The organism is Psychroflexus sp. S27, from assembly GCF_002810405.1.
GTDB lineage: Bacteria > Bacteroidota > Bacteroidia > Flavobacteriales > Flavobacteriaceae > Psychroflexus > Psychroflexus halocasei_A.
Genome location: NZ_NEXQ01000007.1, coordinates 40,736 through 56,350, shown reverse-complemented (window position 1 = coordinate 56,350; position 15,615 = coordinate 40,736). Strand labels below are relative to the sequence as shown.

Below are 15,615 nucleotides of genomic sequence, written 5' to 3'. Positions count from 1 at the left end.
ATTCATGAAAATTCTTGGTATTTCAGGTTCTGCAAGTCAAAAAAGCAGTAATTATTACATGCTGAAAGCTATACAGAAAAGCATTGCCGATAAACATCAAATGCAGGTGTATGATGATATACATGCTTTTGAGTTGTTTACACCTGAAAAATTAAAAAAAGGTGTTCCTGAAGAGATTCAGAATTTTAAGGAGAGTATTTTAGAAGCTGATGCAATTATCATTTCAACGCCAGAATACACACATAATATACCTGCCGTTCTTAAAAACATGATTGAATGGTGTACACATTCTGGAGAGTTTTCTGATAAAAGGATTTTACCCATCACCTTTACACCAAACGAACCCCGTGGCGAATTTGCCATGCAATCATTATTGAATTCTTTACAAACCATGAAAGCCAAAATTGTAATGGAATTTCCGCTTTATAAAACCGATGTCATTATTGAAAACCAAGAGATCAAATTCCCTAATGAAATTCAAGATATGATAGATGAAGCTCTCTTTCTTCTCATGAATTAAAATCTTCAAGTTTAAACACTTTTAAACCTATCATTTTTAATCAGAAAATGATAAATTGCAATTGACATACATTCGATTTCACTCCCGTAATTATGAAAATTTTACACACAGCCGATTGGCATATTGGCAAACGCTTACACAAACATTATTTATACGCTGATTTTGACCTTTACATCGGTTGGCTTAGTGATTTAGTTGTTGAAAAAAAAATTGATGCTATTCTTATTTCAGGTGATGTTTTTGATTTAGCTAATCCTTCAGCCGAAGCTAGAAAGCAATATTATCAATCTTTGGTTGCTTTAAATAAGCTTAACTGTCATGTCATTATCACTGGTGGAAATCACGATTCGCCAAGTATGCTTGATGCGCCAAAAGATTTATTATCAGCTTTGAAAGTCAATGTCATTGGTGGTTTACCTGAAAACATGGAGGATTGCATCATTCCTTTACCAAATTCAAAACAACCTGAAGTTGTAATCGCTGCCCTTCCCTATTTACGCGATGCTGATGTTCGTAAATCAGAAGAAGGACAAACTTATGAAGATAGATTGCAAGCAATTCAGAAAGGAATACAAATGCGTTTTGATGAAGCTGCTGAAATTTGTGAAACCAAATATCCTGACTTGCCCGCAATAGCGATGGGACATTTATATGCAGCAGGCGTCAGCACTTCAGAAAGTGAGAGAGATATACAAATTGGTAATCAGGCTGCTTTTCACGCTGAGCAATTCAATTCACATTTTAATTATGTTGCTTTAGGACATATTCACCAACCTCAGCAAGTTAATTCTAACGTTCCAACATATTACAGCGGTTCACCTCTTATGCTTTCTTTCAGTGAAAGACGTGATGAAAAGAGGGTTTTATTACTCGATACAACAAATAATTTAGCTGTCGAAAATATTCAGATTCCGAAATTCAGACAATTATTAAAAATAAGTGGCACACTTGAAGAAATAGAAAATAAGTTATCTCATCTAGATGCAATCGGACATTTAAAAAGCTTAGTAGAAATTGAAATGATTGAAAAGGACTTTAGTCAAAATAAATTGACATTATTAGATCAATTAGTGAGTGATTTTAATCATAAAGATTTCGAAATTGTTAAACACAGAGCCAGTTTTAAAAATGAGCAGGTAAAAACCAGTGAAATTTATAAAATCAATCAAAATTTAGAAGATCTCAAACCCAAAGAAGTTTTTGACAATTTGATCGAACAAGAATCTTATTCAGAAAAAGAAAAAACTGAACTGAGACAAACATTTATTGAACTTGAAGAACTTCTAAATACTGAATTATAAGCTTTTATCCTCATGAAAATTTTAAAAATAAAGTTTAAAAACATCAATTCTTTAAAAGGTGACCACGAAATTGATTTTACAAAAACACCTTTTACAGAGAATAATTTATTTGCCATCACAGGACCAACAGGAAGCGGGAAAACAACATTGTTGGACGTAATTTCATTAGCACTTTTCAATCAAGTTCCGCGATTAGGAAAAATGAGCAAATCTGAAATTTCTAATAAAGGTGCCATCTTAACGCGTAATCAAAAAGAGGCCTCTGCTGAAGTCACTTACAGTTGTCAATCTGGTATTTATCGCTCACAATGGAACATTTCAACAGCGAGAACTGGGAATTTAAGAGACTACGAAATGTCAATTACAGATATTTCTAATGATAAAAGTTTAGATTATAAAAAAGGAGATGTTCCTGCAAAAAATGAAGAATTGATTGGCTTAAATTACGATCAATTTATTAAGTCCGTTGTACTTGCTCAGGGTGAATTTGCGAAATTTTTAAAAGTAAAAAAAGAGGAGCGTGGCGAATTGCTTGAAAAAATTACTGGAACAGGTATTTATAGAAGATTAGGTCAAACGGCATTTTATAAATATCGTGACTTGGATAATGCGGTTAAAAAACAAAAAGATAAAATTTCCACCCATAAGGAAGTGCTTATTTCTGAAAAAGAGTTTGAAGAAAAAGAAAAGTTAGCTCAAGAAACACACAAGGAAAAAGAAAAGATTAGCAAGCTTTTGAAAGCTTTAGAACTTCAAATTAATGATAAGCGGACATATCTTCAACATCAAGATGATCTTGAAAAGTTTAAAAATCAGATCAAAGAAAACGAAGATAGAATTTCAGTTTTTGAGAAAGAAAAAGGAGTTCAGCTCAAAAAACATAATGAATTACAAGCCTATATTGAGAATATTCAAAAATGGAAAGATTTAAACAAACAGCTTCAACAACTTGAATCTCAAAAGGAAGAAAATCGTCAAAAGCTTGAGAATGTCAATCAAAATCTTGAGCAAAATAAAGACGAATTTGCTTCTCTTTTTGGTTTAAATACAAATGATAAAAACTTTGAGGACAAGCTCGTTAAATACAAAGAAACAGTAAGGAAATTTAAAAAAGAACGCGAAGAAATACTTACAGCTTATAAAACTTTAGCAAACTCGATTGATGAAAATTTGGCAGATTTTAAATTAAAATTAAATCAAAAACATCCGAGTTCAAGCTTACAAGAAGTTCAAGATTTAACTAATGAAATTCTGAATAAAAAAGAAGAATTAGAAAAACAATATTCTTTTTCTGAAACGACTGATATTGAATATGAACAAAAAGAAATTAAAGAAAAATTAAAGCAAATTTGGAATGCTGAAAAATGTCATTCAGAACTATCTCGAAAAAACGAAACAGTTAAAAATTTAGAGAAAGATCTGAAAGAGAGTCTGAAAGAAATTGAGAATTATCCTGCTCAAATTAAAGATTTAAAAAGCAAAATTCAGCTTCAAGATTCGCAACTTGAGGCTAAGGAAAGTCATTTAAAAAACGCTGAACTTCAGAAGAAACTTGAAGATTATAGAATAGATTTAAAACCTAATGAGCCTTGTCCGCTTTGTGGTAGTTTAGATCATCCGCTTGCTGAAAATCATCCTAAAGCCGATGATCAGTTAGAGAAAGAAATTCAGGAATTAACTGAAATTTTAAATAAAAACAAAACACAGTTGACACAGTTTGAAACAAAGTTGGAGACTGTCAATAAACAAAACTCTAAAACTGAAAATCAGTTAGAATCTTTGACTTCAGAATTAGATTCTTTAAAAATTTCATATCAAAAACAATTTGAAAACTTAGAGGTTGATACAGATTCTCTTTCTGAATCAAAGGAAAGATTGGAAAACAAAAGTGAAGCTCTAAATGATTTTTATAAATATCAACAAGCTTTATCGCAACTTCAAAAAAGCAAAAATTCTATTGTTAATTTAGAAGACTTACTCAATAAGGGACGTTCCAAAAAAGAAGAAATCGAACAACTGTTTGAAGGTGATAACTTTGAAAATAAAATCAATCAATCAGAAAGAAATTACCTGAGTTTATCAAAAGAAAAAGAACAGCTTGACAGTTTAAAATCAAAGATTGAAGAAGAAGATGAAAACATTGATAACCAATATCAAAAGCAAAACGACTATTTAAAAAATTGCCTAGAACCTCTTAATTATGAAAATGTTTCTGAAGCAATCAAGCATATTTTACCTCATCAAATTTTTCAGAAATATCAAGATGAAAAACAGACTTATGAAAACCAAAAAATCAGTCTGAACACAAGTCAAAAAGATTTAAGTGAACAAATCGATAAACTCAAAGAAAAAGTAGGCTCTGAAACTATTGATGATTTAAAAGAAAATTATAAAAACAAACAAAATCGTTTACAAGATACTGAAAATCAACTCAATGAATTCAACCGATTAATTAAAAATCAAAAAGAAACACTTCAAACAATATCTGATATAAAGGAAAAAATTGGAGAGCAACTTAAAATAAATCATCGTTGGAAAATGATGAATGATTTAATTGGTGATTCAAAAGGAAAAAAATTTAATGACTATGCGCAAAACTTAACGCTTTCGCAACTTCTTGTTTTAGCAAATGAACGCTTGAGATTATTAACCGATCGCTATCAAATTGATAAAGCAGCAAAAGGTGAAGATGACAGTTTAATCGCTATTGATGCTCATATGGGTGGACAACGAAGATCAGTCAAAACGCTTTCAGGAGGTGAAGCTTTCATTATGAGTTTGGCTTTAGCATTAGCTTTATCAGATTTTGCTTCACGCAAAGTAGAAATTAACAGCCTTTTTATCGATGAAGGTTTCGGAACTTTAGATCCAGAAACTCTAGATCAAACATTAGACACTTTAGAAGTTTTACAAGCAAAATCTTCTAAAACAATTGGTATTATTAGTCATGTCAGCAGTTTAAAAGAACGTATTTCTACACAAATACAATTAACCCAAAATGGACAAGGTTACAGCACTTTAAAAGTTATTTAAATAAAAAAGAGGCTCTGTTGAAGTCATTTTTGGCTTTATGAACAATGAAAGCAGTAGAATTTATTTCTGCCTCAAACTTCTGACTTACCAGAACCTCTTTTATCAATATATTTAACTTAAAAATATGTGCTAAACCCGAAATACCAAGTTGCTGCTTCTTCAGCTGGATTATTAATTACATCTGTATCCCATTGGTATCTGTAATTAATCCTAAAAACAGTTCCTGGCGTTGGCCTAAAACTGATAGCTGGCGTAACGGCAATTCGTTCATCACCAATATTGGTGTTTGTTTCTTTAAACTTGCCTATATTCCAATCAACATAATCAAAACGGGCGGCGAAATTTAAGCTCGCATTCTCCCATTCCAAAACTTTGTTTTGGTAAATAGGCTGAACGACATCAACAAAAGCACCGAATTGTTTTTCGCCATATTGCTGCGTATAAGTTGAAGGAATATCAATCCAACTCCAAGCGGCTTCTCCTATTATTGTTGTATTAGTCGCTTTAATTGTTGTGTTGAAATCGAGTGCAAAAACATCTAACCGAGCTTTGTCTTCAATTTCCTCACCATCGTCTTCAAATTTATTGTAAGTTCCACCCATGTATGAAATACCAAGCTCTCCAAGATTTCTATTTTTGATAGATACTTTTCCTGTAAAAGTTGCTTTTCCACTGTGATTTTCCATGAAGCGTTCTGGGTTTTCTTTTGCAGATGGCAAATAGGTTTTATCTTCTTCATTTGAAATAATCGTATTGTCAAAACCATTTGTCACATAAGCTTCATAACCAAAAATCCAGTTACCAGCATAAGTTTTACCATAAGCACCAAAACCTGCATTGGATAAAGTTGCTGCTAACATATTCACAGCCATATCAGGACGCTCAACAAATTCCCATTTTGGGCCATCGTGATTTTGATTAAAGGCACCAATAGGATTCATCACAATACCACCTCTAAAATTCAGTAAAGGATCCAAAGTAACATCAATTGCTGCAAACTCGATAGCCATTTCTTCTCCTCCATCTTCAATTTCGAGTTCTGTCATAAAACTGATACGCTTAGCAATGTTTGCTGACATAAAAAGAGTTAATCTTCTGGCTTGAAAGGATAAACCATCAGAAATTCCTTCTTCTGTACTATAAATTGAATTGGCTTCTAAATAACCGCCAAGCGTAACGGGAGATTTATCTGAAGTTAAAGAAGGTTTATTAACAGCAGCATCCATATTCATTTGAGAAGCTGAATTTTTCTTTGTTTTTAATGAGTCTTGAGCATGAGATGCGAAGCTCGATATAAATAAAAAACTAAATATAAGTTTAATTAAGATGGATGTAGATATTCTGATCATCTGTTGTTGTTTTAAATGTTTTTAATTGTTCTTCTGCAGGGCCTTCAAGCACTTCACCTGTTGTTGCGAATTCGCTTCCATGACAAGGACAGGAATAAATATTGCCGCCAACGTTGAGTTCACAACCTCTGTGTGTGCATTTTAAAAGAGAAGCCACATAGCTATCTTCTTCAATTTTGTATAACGAAATAGGAAAATCTGTTCCCTGGGGTGTAACCAAAACAAACTTTCGTTCTTTATCTTTTTGATCAATAAATTCAGATTTAGCAATAGTAAGTTTTCCTTTTTTTTCTGAAATTTCAGCATAGTATATACTTGAGCAAGATTGTAAAACCTGTGACATAAGAGGAACTCCCACAACACAAATTCCTAATGTTTTGACAAATTTTTTTCTATCCATCATTAAAGTGATTCTAAAAATGCAAGAAGTTTATTCTTCTCTTCGTCTGAAAGATTTTCATACATATTTCTGCTATTTATAGCTTCACCTCCATGAAGCATTATGGCTTGCTGGATGCTGTGCGCTCGACCATCATGCATCAAGTAATATGCATTTCCTTGTGAGTCTCCAGAAAGTCCTAATCCCCAAAGTGGTGCAGTTCTCCATTGAGCTGAGGTTGCAGTTCCTTCAGTGTAACCATCATCTAATTCAGGTCCCATATCATGTAAAAGTAAATCTGTGTAAGGATGGAAAGTTTTATTGGAAATGGCATCAATTGGCGAATAACCCGTTTGCATTTCTGGCAAATGACATTTTGCACAATCAATGGTTTCAAAAACTTGTTGTCCCGCTATAACATTTGGATCATCTTGATTTCTTTGAATTGGTGCTTTTAAGGTTTTAAGATAAAAAACAACATCATTAACTGTTTTTTCATCAATTTCAGGTTCTTGCATATCACCACTATAAGTATCATAAGGTTCATATACAGATGTGATTCCAATATCTTGATTATAAGCATCAGCGGTTTGTTCTAGCAAATTATAGACCGATGCTTTTTTACCAAAACGTGTAATATACATTCCATTTTGAGTAACAGCATCGACATGAGGTTTTACATAATCAGGAATATGATTCCAATGCACAACACCACGAATACCATCATCATCAAGATCATTTGGGTCTTGTAAACTCAATAAATAATCGTCGGTTACAGCCTCTAAAAAACCTAAACCAGTAACAATTGGTGCGACTAATTTTGTGTGAGGTGCTCCAGATGGTAAGTTCTCAGGTTCATAGCCTGGTAAAGCTTTGTTTTGCAGCTGAGGCCCACCTTGATCTAAAAAGTGATTACCTGTTTCATCACTTTGTCCAAATCTTGTAAAACCATTAAAAGGATGTCCTTTACCATCTCCTGCATGGCAGCTAACACAACTGGTTCCTGTAAAGATTGGACCTAAACCTGTTTCGGTTGTAAAAATCTGATCGTTAAAAGCAACATCACCAAGAACAAATCGTCTTGACTCGGCTTTTGATAAACCTTCTGTTGGGCCATCCAATAATTCATATTCTTCTGGCTCTCCAGTTGCTGTCAACTCACAAGAACTGAAAAATACAATTCCTAAAATTAGGATAACAAAATTTAAATAAGTTTTCATTGAAATTAATTTTTAGGCAAAGCTAATTTTAAAAACAAGAATAACGAAATTTATATCAAAGATTTGTCTAAATCAAAAGATATAAATGTGGATAGATGTTATAAAATGACATCAATCATTTCAAAAGAAATAGTTTACTTATTAGATAAATCCAAAGTGTTAGATATCGTGAGAAATCAAAAAACAACTACTATATTTTTTTAAAAAACTTAAGAATAAAAAGAAGTAAAATTGGTGCTGCTAATAAAATAACCATAAATAAATGATTGGTTAAGACACTTGGCACTAGTAGAATTGTGAAGATATATCCACCCATTGCGCCGCCAAAATGCGCATCGTGACCAATTGAATCATTTCGGTTTTTCATACCCCAAATCGAGTAAAGTAAATATCCAATACCAAAAACATAAGCGGGAATTGGAATGATAAAAAAGAGACCTAACATCATATCAGGCTGCAATAATATTGCGGCATAAAGTACGCCAATAACAGCACCACTTGCACCAACTGCGGAATAATAAGCTTCGTTTTTATGGAAAAGATAAGAAAGCATATTACCAATTAATAAACTTCCAAAATAAATTAATATAAACCCTATTTGTCCAACATAAGCAATCACTGTTCCTGCAAAAAAATACAACGTCAACATATTTACAAAAAGATGTGTTGTATTAATGTGCAGAAAACCAGATGATAACATTCTGATTTTTTCGCCAGATTGTAATCTCGCTATTTGAAACTTATACTGTTCAAAAAAAGATAAATCTTTAAACCCTTTGAATGACATCAAAACATTGGCAGCAATAATCAAAATCGTAATCACATCTAAATTGTACATAAGCTTAGTTTAGCGGACAAATATACTTATCTTTGCACAAATTTTGACACATGCAAAGACTAGCTTTTCATATTGTTTATCCACTTCTAAAGCTGATTTCAATCCTTCCTTTTAAGTTACTCTATCTCTTGTCAGATATCGTTTTTGTTTTGATGTATACTATTTTTGGTTACCGAAAAAAAGTTGTTAGAGCTAATTTAAAACTCGCTTTTCCCGAAAAAACCACTAAGGAAAGGAATAAAATAATGCGAGCTTTTTACAGGCACCTATGTGATTTAATATTCGAGGCAATTAAATCCATACACATCTCTGAAGAAAAACTTAAGAAAAGGTTCAAGTTTGAAAACATAGAAATGATCAGAGATATTGAAAACCAAAACAAAAGTATAGTGCTCATGCTCTCTCATTATGGTAATTGGGAATGGATTTTCATTATGCAATCTTTTATAAAATCAAGAGGTTACGGTGTTTATAAACGCCTTAGAAATAAGCATTTTGATAAGTTAGTTAGAGACATTCGAGCAAAGTTTAATACTGATTTAATTACAACAAAAGAAACTATTGAGATTTTAACAAAATCAAAATTAAATAATGAATTATCAATCAGTGGATTTATCTCAGATCAATCTCCTAAACCTCAAAAAGCATATCATTGGAATGAGTTTATGGGTGTTTATGTCCCTGTGCATACGGGTGCTGAATTATTAGCCAAAAAATTTGATTCTACTGTTGTTTTTGCGGCTATTGATAAAGTAAAGCGCGGTCATTACGTTTGTAGATTTGAAACACTCGCTTCTGATCCTTCAGAGTTTGATGATTATGAAATTACTGATCAATTTTTAAAACTCACTGAAGATCAAATCAAGAAAAAGCCGGAATATTATCTCTGGACACATAAAAGATGGAAGCATCGCAAAAAAAGAGAAATATAAAAAAAGCTGCCTTAAATAAAATTAAGGCAGCTTTTTCAGTTATGATCTGTGATAGAAATTAACGAACTAACTTTTTATATTTAATACGTTTTGGCATGATATCGCCGCCTAAACGCTGTTTCTTATTTTCTTCATAATCACTGAAGCTTCCTTCAAAGAAATAAACTTGCGAGTCTCCTTCAAAAGCAAGAATATGCGTACAAATACGATCTAAGAACCACCTGTCGTGCGATATTACAACTGCACAACCTGCAAAATTTTCTAAACCTTCTTCTAAAGCTCGAAGTGTGTTGACATCAAGGTCGTTAGTCGGCTCATCCAGTAAAAGAACATTACCTTCTTCTTTCAGCGTCATTGCTAAATGCAAACGGTTTCTTTCTCCTCCAGATAAAGTTTCTACTTTCTTGTTTTGCTCACTTCCTGAGAAATTAAAACGACTTAAATAAGCTCTTGAGTTCACTTTTCGTCCGCCCATCATGACCATATCTTGACCATCACTGAAATTTTCCCAAATTGATTTTTGCGAATCTATATTAGAATGACTTTGATCAACATAAGCGATTTTTGCAGTTTCACCAACAACAAATTCACCTTTATCAGGTTGCTCCTCTCCCATGATCATTTTAAAAATCGTTGTTTTACCAGCACCGTTTGGACCAATAACGCCAACAATTCCAGCTTGAGGTAAATTAAAGTTTAAGTCATCATAAAGCAATTTTTCGCCATAAGCTTTACTCACATTTTTAGCATCAATAACATTAGTTCCTAAACGTGGTCCGTTAGGAATGAAAATTTCCAGCTTATTATCAAGTTGCTCTTGATCTTGACTCATCAATTTATCGTAATTCTTCAAACGTGCTTTTTGCTTTGCCTGTCGACCTTTTGGAGCCATATTTACCCACTCGAGTTCTCGCTCTAAAGTTTTCTGACGCTTAGAAGCCTGCTTCTGCTCTTGCGCCATACGTTTAGATTTTTGATCTAACCAAGACGAGTAATTTCCTTTCCAAGGAATACCTTCACCACGATCAAGTTCTAAAATCCAACCTGCAACATTATCTAAGAAGTAACGGTCGTGCGTTACTGCAATCACCGTTCCTTTATATTGTTGCAAGTGATGTTCAAGCCAATGAACAGACTCAGCATCCAAGTGGTTTGTTGGCTCATCAAGTAATAAAACATCAGGTTCTTTCAGTAATAAACGACAAAGTGCCACACGTCTTTTTTCACCACCTGAAAGAACACCAATTTTCTTATCTGCTTCTGGAGTTCTTAAAGCATCCATTGCAATTTCTAGCTTATTATCTAGTTCCCATGCATTTGTTGCATCGATTTTATCTTGCAAAACAGCTTGACGATCCATGAGTTTCTGCATTTTATCAGCATCCTCATAAACCTCAGGTAAACCGAAGTCATCATTAATTTTGTTGTATTCATCCAATATAGCAACAACATCAGATACACCCTCTTTAACAACTTCAATCACTGTTTTTTCAGGGTCTAGCTTTGGTTCCTGTTCAAGATATCCCACAGAATAATCTTGCGAGAAAACCACATCTCCTTGATAGTTCTTTTCAAGACCAGCAATGATTTTCATCAAAGTAGATTTACCTGAACCATTTAGACCTAGAATACCAATCTTAGCTCCATAAAAAAAGCTGAGATAGATATTTTTAAGCACTGGCTTTGACGAACCTGGATAGGTTTTGCTCACGCCAGACATTGAAAAAATTACTTTCTTTTCTTCCATATTATTATTTTTTAAACTCTACCTTTTAAAGCATTAAAGACCCACGCAATAGCAAAAAATCCGATTCCGACAGCGGCAAATCCCCAACCTGCTACATCATTATAACGAAATGCACCAAGAGCTATTAAGGCAAGACCAACAACAATCATAATAAATGTTGCCCATGCTAAAACTGTATTTTTATTCATAATTTGAATTTTAATCAACTCGCAAATATAGAGAATTCAAAGCGGTTTTGTTTTGAAGTTATCAACTTATAAATCGTATTTTTATTGTAGCGCAAAGCTTTGAGTTAACAAAGGTTTTGTATTTTAGCGACAAATCAGACTCAATATAATGAATATAAAATTTAATAAAAACGAAGACCATAATAAGCTTCTCGCCTCTTCTTTAAGAGACAAGCTGGTCAAGGTAAGTTTAGGCGGTGGCAAGAAAAAGATTGAAAAACATCATTCAAAAGGGAAAATGACTGCCCGCGAACGTATTGACTTTTTATTAGATAATCCCAAAAAAGCTATTGAAATCGGTGCTTTTGCTGGTGAAGATATGTATGAGGAATACGGTGGTTGCCCAAGTGGTGGCGTTGTTGTAAAAATCGGTCATGTATCTGGTAAACAAGTTATTGTTGTGGCTAATGACGCCACTGTAAAAGCTGGCGCTTGGTTCCCGATTACAGGAAAGAAAAACCTAAGAGCTCAAGAGATTTCTATTGAAAATAATCTCCCTATCATTTATCTTGTAGATAGTGCAGGTGTGTTTTTACCAATGCAAGATGAGATTTTCCCTGATAAAGAACATTTCGGACGTATTTTTAGAAACAACGCTGTGATGAGTAGTATGGGAATTACTCAGATTGCAGCTGTTATGGGAAGTTGTGTCGCTGGCGGCGCTTATCTTCCAATCATGAGTGACGAAGCTCTCATTGTTGATAAAACTGGAAGTATCTTTTTAGCAGGAAGCTATCTCGTTAAGGCTGCTATCGGTGAAAGCGTTGATAATGAAACGCTTGGTGGTGCAACAACACATTGTGAAATTAGCGGTGTCACAGATTATAAAGCTACAGATGATAAAGATGCCTTGACTAAAATTAAAAATATTGTTGATAAAATTGGTGATTTTGATCAAGCTGGCTTCAACCGTAAAAAACCTGAAAAACCAAAAGAAAATCAAGATGATATTTTCGGTCTTCTTCCTGCAAAAAGAAGTGATCAATATGATATGATGCCGATTATTGAAAGATTGGTTGATAATTCTGAATTTGAAGAATATAAAGCTGGATATGGTCAAACATTAATTACTGGTTATGCCCGAATTGATGGTTGGGCTGTTGGTATTGTTGCCAACCAACGTAAAATCGTTAAAACCAAAAAAGGTGAAATGCAATTTGGCGGTGTTATCTATAGTGATTCAGCTGATAAAGCAACCCGATTTATCGCAAATTGTAACCAAAAAAAGATTCCTCTTGTTTTCCTTCAAGATGTCACAGGTTTTATGGTAGGTAGTAAAAGCGAACACGGCGGAATTATTAAAGATGGTGCCAAAATGGTAAATGCTGTTAGTAATTCTGTTGTTCCTAAATTTACAATCGTGATTGGAAATTCGTATGGCGCTGGAAATTATGCAATGTGTGGCAAAGCTTACGATCCGAGATTAATTGCTGCTTGGCCAAGTGCTGAACTTGCTGTGATGAGTGGTAATTCAGCTGCAAAAGTTTTATTACAAATTGAAACCTCACGTTTAAAAGCGAAAGGCGAAAAAATCACTGAGAAAAAAGAGAAAGAACTTTACGATAAAATCAAAAATAATTATGACGAGCAAACAAGTCCTTACTATGCGGCTGCACGTTTGTGGACTGATGCTGTTATCAATCCATTAGACACGCGCCGATGGATTTCTACAGGAATTGAAGCTGCAAACCATGCGCCTATTGAAAAAGATTTCAACTTAGGTGTGATTCAAACTTGATTTTTGTTTTAAAAACTTTTTAACGAGATGAAATCATCAATTGTTTTTCTGAAACTATTTCAAAAACATTCTGATTTCATCTCTTTTTAATTTAAGCCAACATATTTTATGCTTTCCAACAAAGATAATTTACAAATCATTTACGAAGACAACCATATGATTGTCATTAATAAACGTGCGAGCGATATCGTACAAGGCGATAAAACTAAAGACAAACCGCTAAGTGAAGTTGTTAAATCTTATATTAAAGAAAAATATAACAAGCCAGGTGCTGTTTATTTAGGAGTTGTGCATCGTTTAGATAGACCAACTTCCGGCATTGTGGTTTTTGCAAAAACTTCAAAAGCTTTAACACGTTTAAACAAATCTTTTGCAGCTCATGAACCTGTTAAAATCTATTGGGCTTTGGTGAAAAATAAACCGCCACAGGAACAGATGAATTTAGTACATCACCTCAAAAGAAATCATAAACAGAACAAATCTTACGCTCATAAAAATCCTGTCGAAAATTCTAAAAAGGCTGAATTATCCTTCAAAACAATTCAAATTTTAAATAATTATTATTTACTAGAGGTTGCGTTAAAAACAGGAAGACATCATCAAATCAGGAGTCAACTCTCTGCAATTGGATGTCCGATTAAAGGTGATTTAAAATACGGATTTGACAGAAGTAATAAAGATGCAAGCATTCATTTACACGCGCGATCACTTGAAATAATTCATCCTGTTAAAAAAGAAAAAATGAAATTTACAGCTGATGTTCCAGATGATAATTTATGGGAAAGCTGTGTAAAATAAGCTGCTCAAAACTTATCTTTGAAAAAAAATAATATGAAAAAAAACATCGCTGTTTTAATGGGTGGCTATACCAGTGAATTTGAAATTTCACTAAAAAGTGGTGAAGTCGTTTATCAATATTTACCCAAAGATAAATACAATGTTTACCGTGCACATATACTAAAAGATGAATGGTTTGTTGTGACCGATAATCAAGAAAAGCACAAAATTGATTCTGCTAATTTTTCAGTTAAAATTGAAAATAAGCTCATCCGCTTTGATTGTGCTTTTAACACAATACACGGTACACCTGGTGAAGATGGTCTCATACAAGCTTATTTACAAACACTTGGCATTCCTCAAACAGCCAGTGATTATTACCAATCAGCCCTAAGCTTTAATAAACGCGATTGTATTTCTGTACTAAAAGCTTATGGAATACGAACTGCTGATAACTTTTTTATAAATAAAGGTGATTCTATAAATGTTGATGACATTATAACAAAAGTAGGTTTACCTTGTTTTGTTAAAGCAAATAGAGCTGGAAGTAGTTTTGGGATTTCAAAAGTGAAAAAAGCAAGCGAAATGAAAGAAGCGATTGCGCATTCATTAAAAGAAGATGATGAGGTGATTATTGAATCCTTTCTTGATGGAATTGAAGTGAGTGTTGGCGTCATCAACCACAATGGAAAAATCACCGCCTTACCTGTCACAGAAATTGTGACTGAAAACGAGTTTTTTGATTATGAAGCTAAGTATTTAGGGCAATCACAAGAAATCACACCTGCAAGAATTTCAGATGAAGATGCTTCAAAAGTGAAAAAACAAGCTGAAAAGATTTTTAAAATTTTGAAATTAAAAGGTTTAACGAGATCTGAATTTATTTTCCATAATGGAGAACCACACTTTATTGAATGCAACACCTGTCCTGGTCTTACTGAAGCAAGTATTTTACCTCAACAAGCTAAAGCAGCTGGCATTGGTTTAACACAGCTTTTCGATGAGGCTGTTGAAACAGCACTGAATTCATTTTAAGATGATATAAGAAATTCCTATTTTTAGAAAAATAACTATTATGAAAAAAGCCGTCTTTCCAGGATCTTTTGATCCTTTGACTTTAGGTCATTATGACATCATTATGCGTGGACTCACACTTTTCGATGAAATCATTTTAGCAATAGGCGTCAATGCAGATAAAAATTATATGTTCTCTTTAGATGAACGCAAACATTTCTTGGAAGAAGCCTTTAAAGGTGAACCCAAAATAAAAGTTGACACTTATAAAGGTTTAACCGTTGATTATTGTAATTATAAAAAAGCTCAATTCATACTTCGTGGATTAAGAAATCCAGCTGATTTTGAATTTGAAAAAGCTATCGCACATACCAACAGAAAGCTAGAACAAATAGAAACTGTTTTTCTACTAACTTCAAGTGGCAAAAGCTATATTTCTTCATCAATTGTTCGTGATGTAATTAGAAATAATGGTGATTACACAGGATTAGTTCCTGATGTTGTCCGTAAAACACCTGATTAATATTGACTTCATATTAT

Annotated in this window: 14 protein-coding genes; 8 read left to right on the top strand and 6 right to left on the bottom strand. The window is 33.3% G+C overall.

The features are described 5' to 3' along the window. Positions 1-4: 4 nt before the first annotated feature. From CAP47_RS00925 to CAP47_RS00915, 3 genes are all read left to right on the top strand, one after another. On the top strand, positions 5-520 hold the full coding sequence (locus CAP47_RS00925; RefSeq protein WP_100774997.1) for an NAD(P)H-dependent oxidoreductase: 516 nt from the start codon (positions 5-7) through the stop codon (positions 518-520). A 92-nt stretch (positions 521-612) separates the two neighbouring features. Further along, positions 613-1,821 carry an exonuclease subunit SbcD gene (sbcD, locus tag CAP47_RS00920; protein WP_093238986.1) on the top strand — a complete coding sequence of 403 codons (1,209 nt, stop codon included), beginning with the start codon at positions 613-615 and terminating at the stop codon, positions 1,819-1,821. A 12-nt stretch (positions 1,822-1,833) separates the two neighbouring features. After that, positions 1,834-4,854, top strand: coding sequence for an AAA family ATPase (locus CAP47_RS00915; protein WP_100774996.1), 3,021 nt, complete (start codon positions 1,834-1,836; stop codon positions 4,852-4,854). A 116-nt stretch (positions 4,855-4,970) separates the two neighbouring features. Here the strand turns inward: CAP47_RS00915 and CAP47_RS00910 are convergent, their stop codons facing one another. From CAP47_RS00910 to CAP47_RS00895, 4 genes are all read right to left on the bottom strand, one after another. Continuing rightward, positions 4,971-6,203, bottom strand: coding sequence for a hypothetical protein (locus tag CAP47_RS00910; protein WP_238140925.1), 1,233 nt, complete (start codon positions 6,201-6,203; stop codon positions 4,971-4,973). Further along, complete coding sequence (locus CAP47_RS00905; protein ID WP_100774995.1) at positions 6,172-6,606, bottom strand: ubiquinol-cytochrome c reductase iron-sulfur subunit; 435 nt, start codon at positions 6,604-6,606, stop codon at positions 6,172-6,174. The genes CAP47_RS00910 and CAP47_RS00905 overlap by 32 nt, the downstream gene beginning before the upstream one ends. Beyond that, positions 6,606-7,802 carry a di-heme oxidoredictase family protein gene (locus CAP47_RS00900; RefSeq protein WP_093238996.1) on the bottom strand — a complete coding sequence of 399 codons (1,197 nt, stop codon included), beginning with the start codon at positions 7,800-7,802 and terminating at the stop codon, positions 6,606-6,608. Before CAP47_RS00900 ends, CAP47_RS00905 begins: the two co-directional genes overlap by 1 nt. A gap of 190 nt (positions 7,803-7,992) precedes the next feature. Next, a complete protein-coding gene (locus tag CAP47_RS00895) occupies positions 7,993-8,640 on the bottom strand; it encodes a rhomboid family intramembrane serine protease (protein WP_100774994.1) in 648 nt (215 codons plus the stop codon). A gap of 50 nt (positions 8,641-8,690) precedes the next feature. On the opposite strand from CAP47_RS00895, the gene CAP47_RS00890 reads away from it, so the two are divergent. Further along, the gene (locus CAP47_RS00890) at positions 8,691-9,572 is read left to right on the top strand and encodes a lysophospholipid acyltransferase family protein (RefSeq protein ID WP_093239002.1); all 882 of its coding nucleotides are present in this window, start codon (positions 8,691-8,693) and stop codon (positions 9,570-9,572) included. Between the two features lie 58 nt (positions 9,573-9,630). Here the strand turns inward: CAP47_RS00890 and ettA are convergent, their stop codons facing one another. Then, positions 9,631-11,319, bottom strand: a complete 1,689-nt coding sequence (ettA, locus tag CAP47_RS00885; protein ID WP_100774993.1) for an energy-dependent translational throttle protein EttA — start codon at positions 11,317-11,319, stop codon at positions 9,631-9,633. Between the two features lie 11 nt (positions 11,320-11,330). Next, complete coding sequence (locus tag CAP47_RS12325; protein WP_093239007.1) at positions 11,331-11,507, bottom strand: CAL67264 family membrane protein; 177 nt, start codon at positions 11,505-11,507, stop codon at positions 11,331-11,333. A gap of 148 nt (positions 11,508-11,655) precedes the next feature. Here CAP47_RS12325 and CAP47_RS00880 point away from each other — a divergent pair, with 148 nt between their 5' ends. The 4 genes from CAP47_RS00880 to coaD all read left to right on the top strand — a co-directional run bounded on the left by CAP47_RS00880 (position 11,656) and on the right by coaD (position 15,598). Continuing rightward, on the top strand, positions 11,656-13,284 hold the full coding sequence (locus CAP47_RS00880; protein ID WP_100774992.1) for an acyl-CoA carboxylase subunit beta: 1,629 nt from the start codon (positions 11,656-11,658) through the stop codon (positions 13,282-13,284). A gap of 108 nt (positions 13,285-13,392) precedes the next feature. After that, a complete protein-coding gene (locus CAP47_RS00875) occupies positions 13,393-14,082 on the top strand; it encodes an RluA family pseudouridine synthase (RefSeq protein ID WP_100774991.1) in 690 nt (229 codons plus the stop codon). A 33-nt stretch (positions 14,083-14,115) separates the two neighbouring features. Continuing rightward, positions 14,116-15,096, top strand: a complete 981-nt coding sequence (locus CAP47_RS00870) for a D-alanine--D-alanine ligase (protein ID WP_100774990.1) — start codon at positions 14,116-14,118, stop codon at positions 15,094-15,096. Positions 15,097-15,136: 40 nt separating this feature from the next. Next, complete coding sequence (gene coaD / locus CAP47_RS00865) at positions 15,137-15,598, top strand: pantetheine-phosphate adenylyltransferase (protein WP_100774989.1); 462 nt, start codon at positions 15,137-15,139, stop codon at positions 15,596-15,598. Positions 15,599-15,615: the final 17 nt, after the last annotated feature.

Excerpts from the sequence above, each read along its gene's own strand:
- CAP47_RS00910 (WP_238140925.1), bottom strand. The coding sequence starts at position 6,203 with ATGATCAGAATATCTACATCCATCTTAATTAAACTTATATTTAGTTTT.
- CAP47_RS00870 (WP_100774990.1), top strand. The coding sequence starts at position 14,116 with ATGAAAAAAAACATCGCTGTTTTAATGGGTGGCTATACCAGTGAATTT.
- CAP47_RS00915 (WP_100774996.1), top strand. The coding sequence starts at position 1,834 with ATGAAAATTTTAAAAATAAAGTTTAAAAACATCAATTCTTTAAAAGGT.
- CAP47_RS00890 (WP_093239002.1), top strand. The coding sequence starts at position 8,691 with ATGCAAAGACTAGCTTTTCATATTGTTTATCCACTTCTAAAGCTGATT.
- CAP47_RS00880 (WP_100774992.1), top strand. The coding sequence starts at position 11,656 with ATGAATATAAAATTTAATAAAAACGAAGACCATAATAAGCTTCTCGCC.
- sbcD (WP_093238986.1), top strand. The coding sequence starts at position 613 with ATGAAAATTTTACACACAGCCGATTGGCATATTGGCAAACGCTTACAC.
- CAP47_RS00905 (WP_100774995.1), bottom strand. The coding sequence starts at position 6,606 with ATGATGGATAGAAAAAAATTTGTCAAAACATTAGGAATTTGTGTTGTG.
- CAP47_RS00925 (WP_100774997.1), top strand. The coding sequence starts at position 5 with ATGAAAATTCTTGGTATTTCAGGTTCTGCAAGTCAAAAAAGCAGTAAT.
- coaD (WP_100774989.1), top strand. The coding sequence starts at position 15,137 with ATGAAAAAAGCCGTCTTTCCAGGATCTTTTGATCCTTTGACTTTAGGT.
- CAP47_RS00895 (WP_100774994.1), bottom strand. The coding sequence starts at position 8,640 with ATGTACAATTTAGATGTGATTACGATTTTGATTATTGCTGCCAATGTT.
- CAP47_RS00900 (WP_093238996.1), bottom strand. The coding sequence starts at position 7,802 with ATGAAAACTTATTTAAATTTTGTTATCCTAATTTTAGGAATTGTATTT.
- CAP47_RS00875 (WP_100774991.1), top strand. The coding sequence starts at position 13,393 with ATGCTTTCCAACAAAGATAATTTACAAATCATTTACGAAGACAACCAT.
- CAP47_RS12325 (WP_093239007.1), bottom strand. The coding sequence starts at position 11,507 with ATGAATAAAAATACAGTTTTAGCATGGGCAACATTTATTATGATTGTT.
- ettA (WP_100774993.1), bottom strand. The coding sequence starts at position 11,319 with ATGGAAGAAAAGAAAGTAATTTTTTCAATGTCTGGCGTGAGCAAAACC.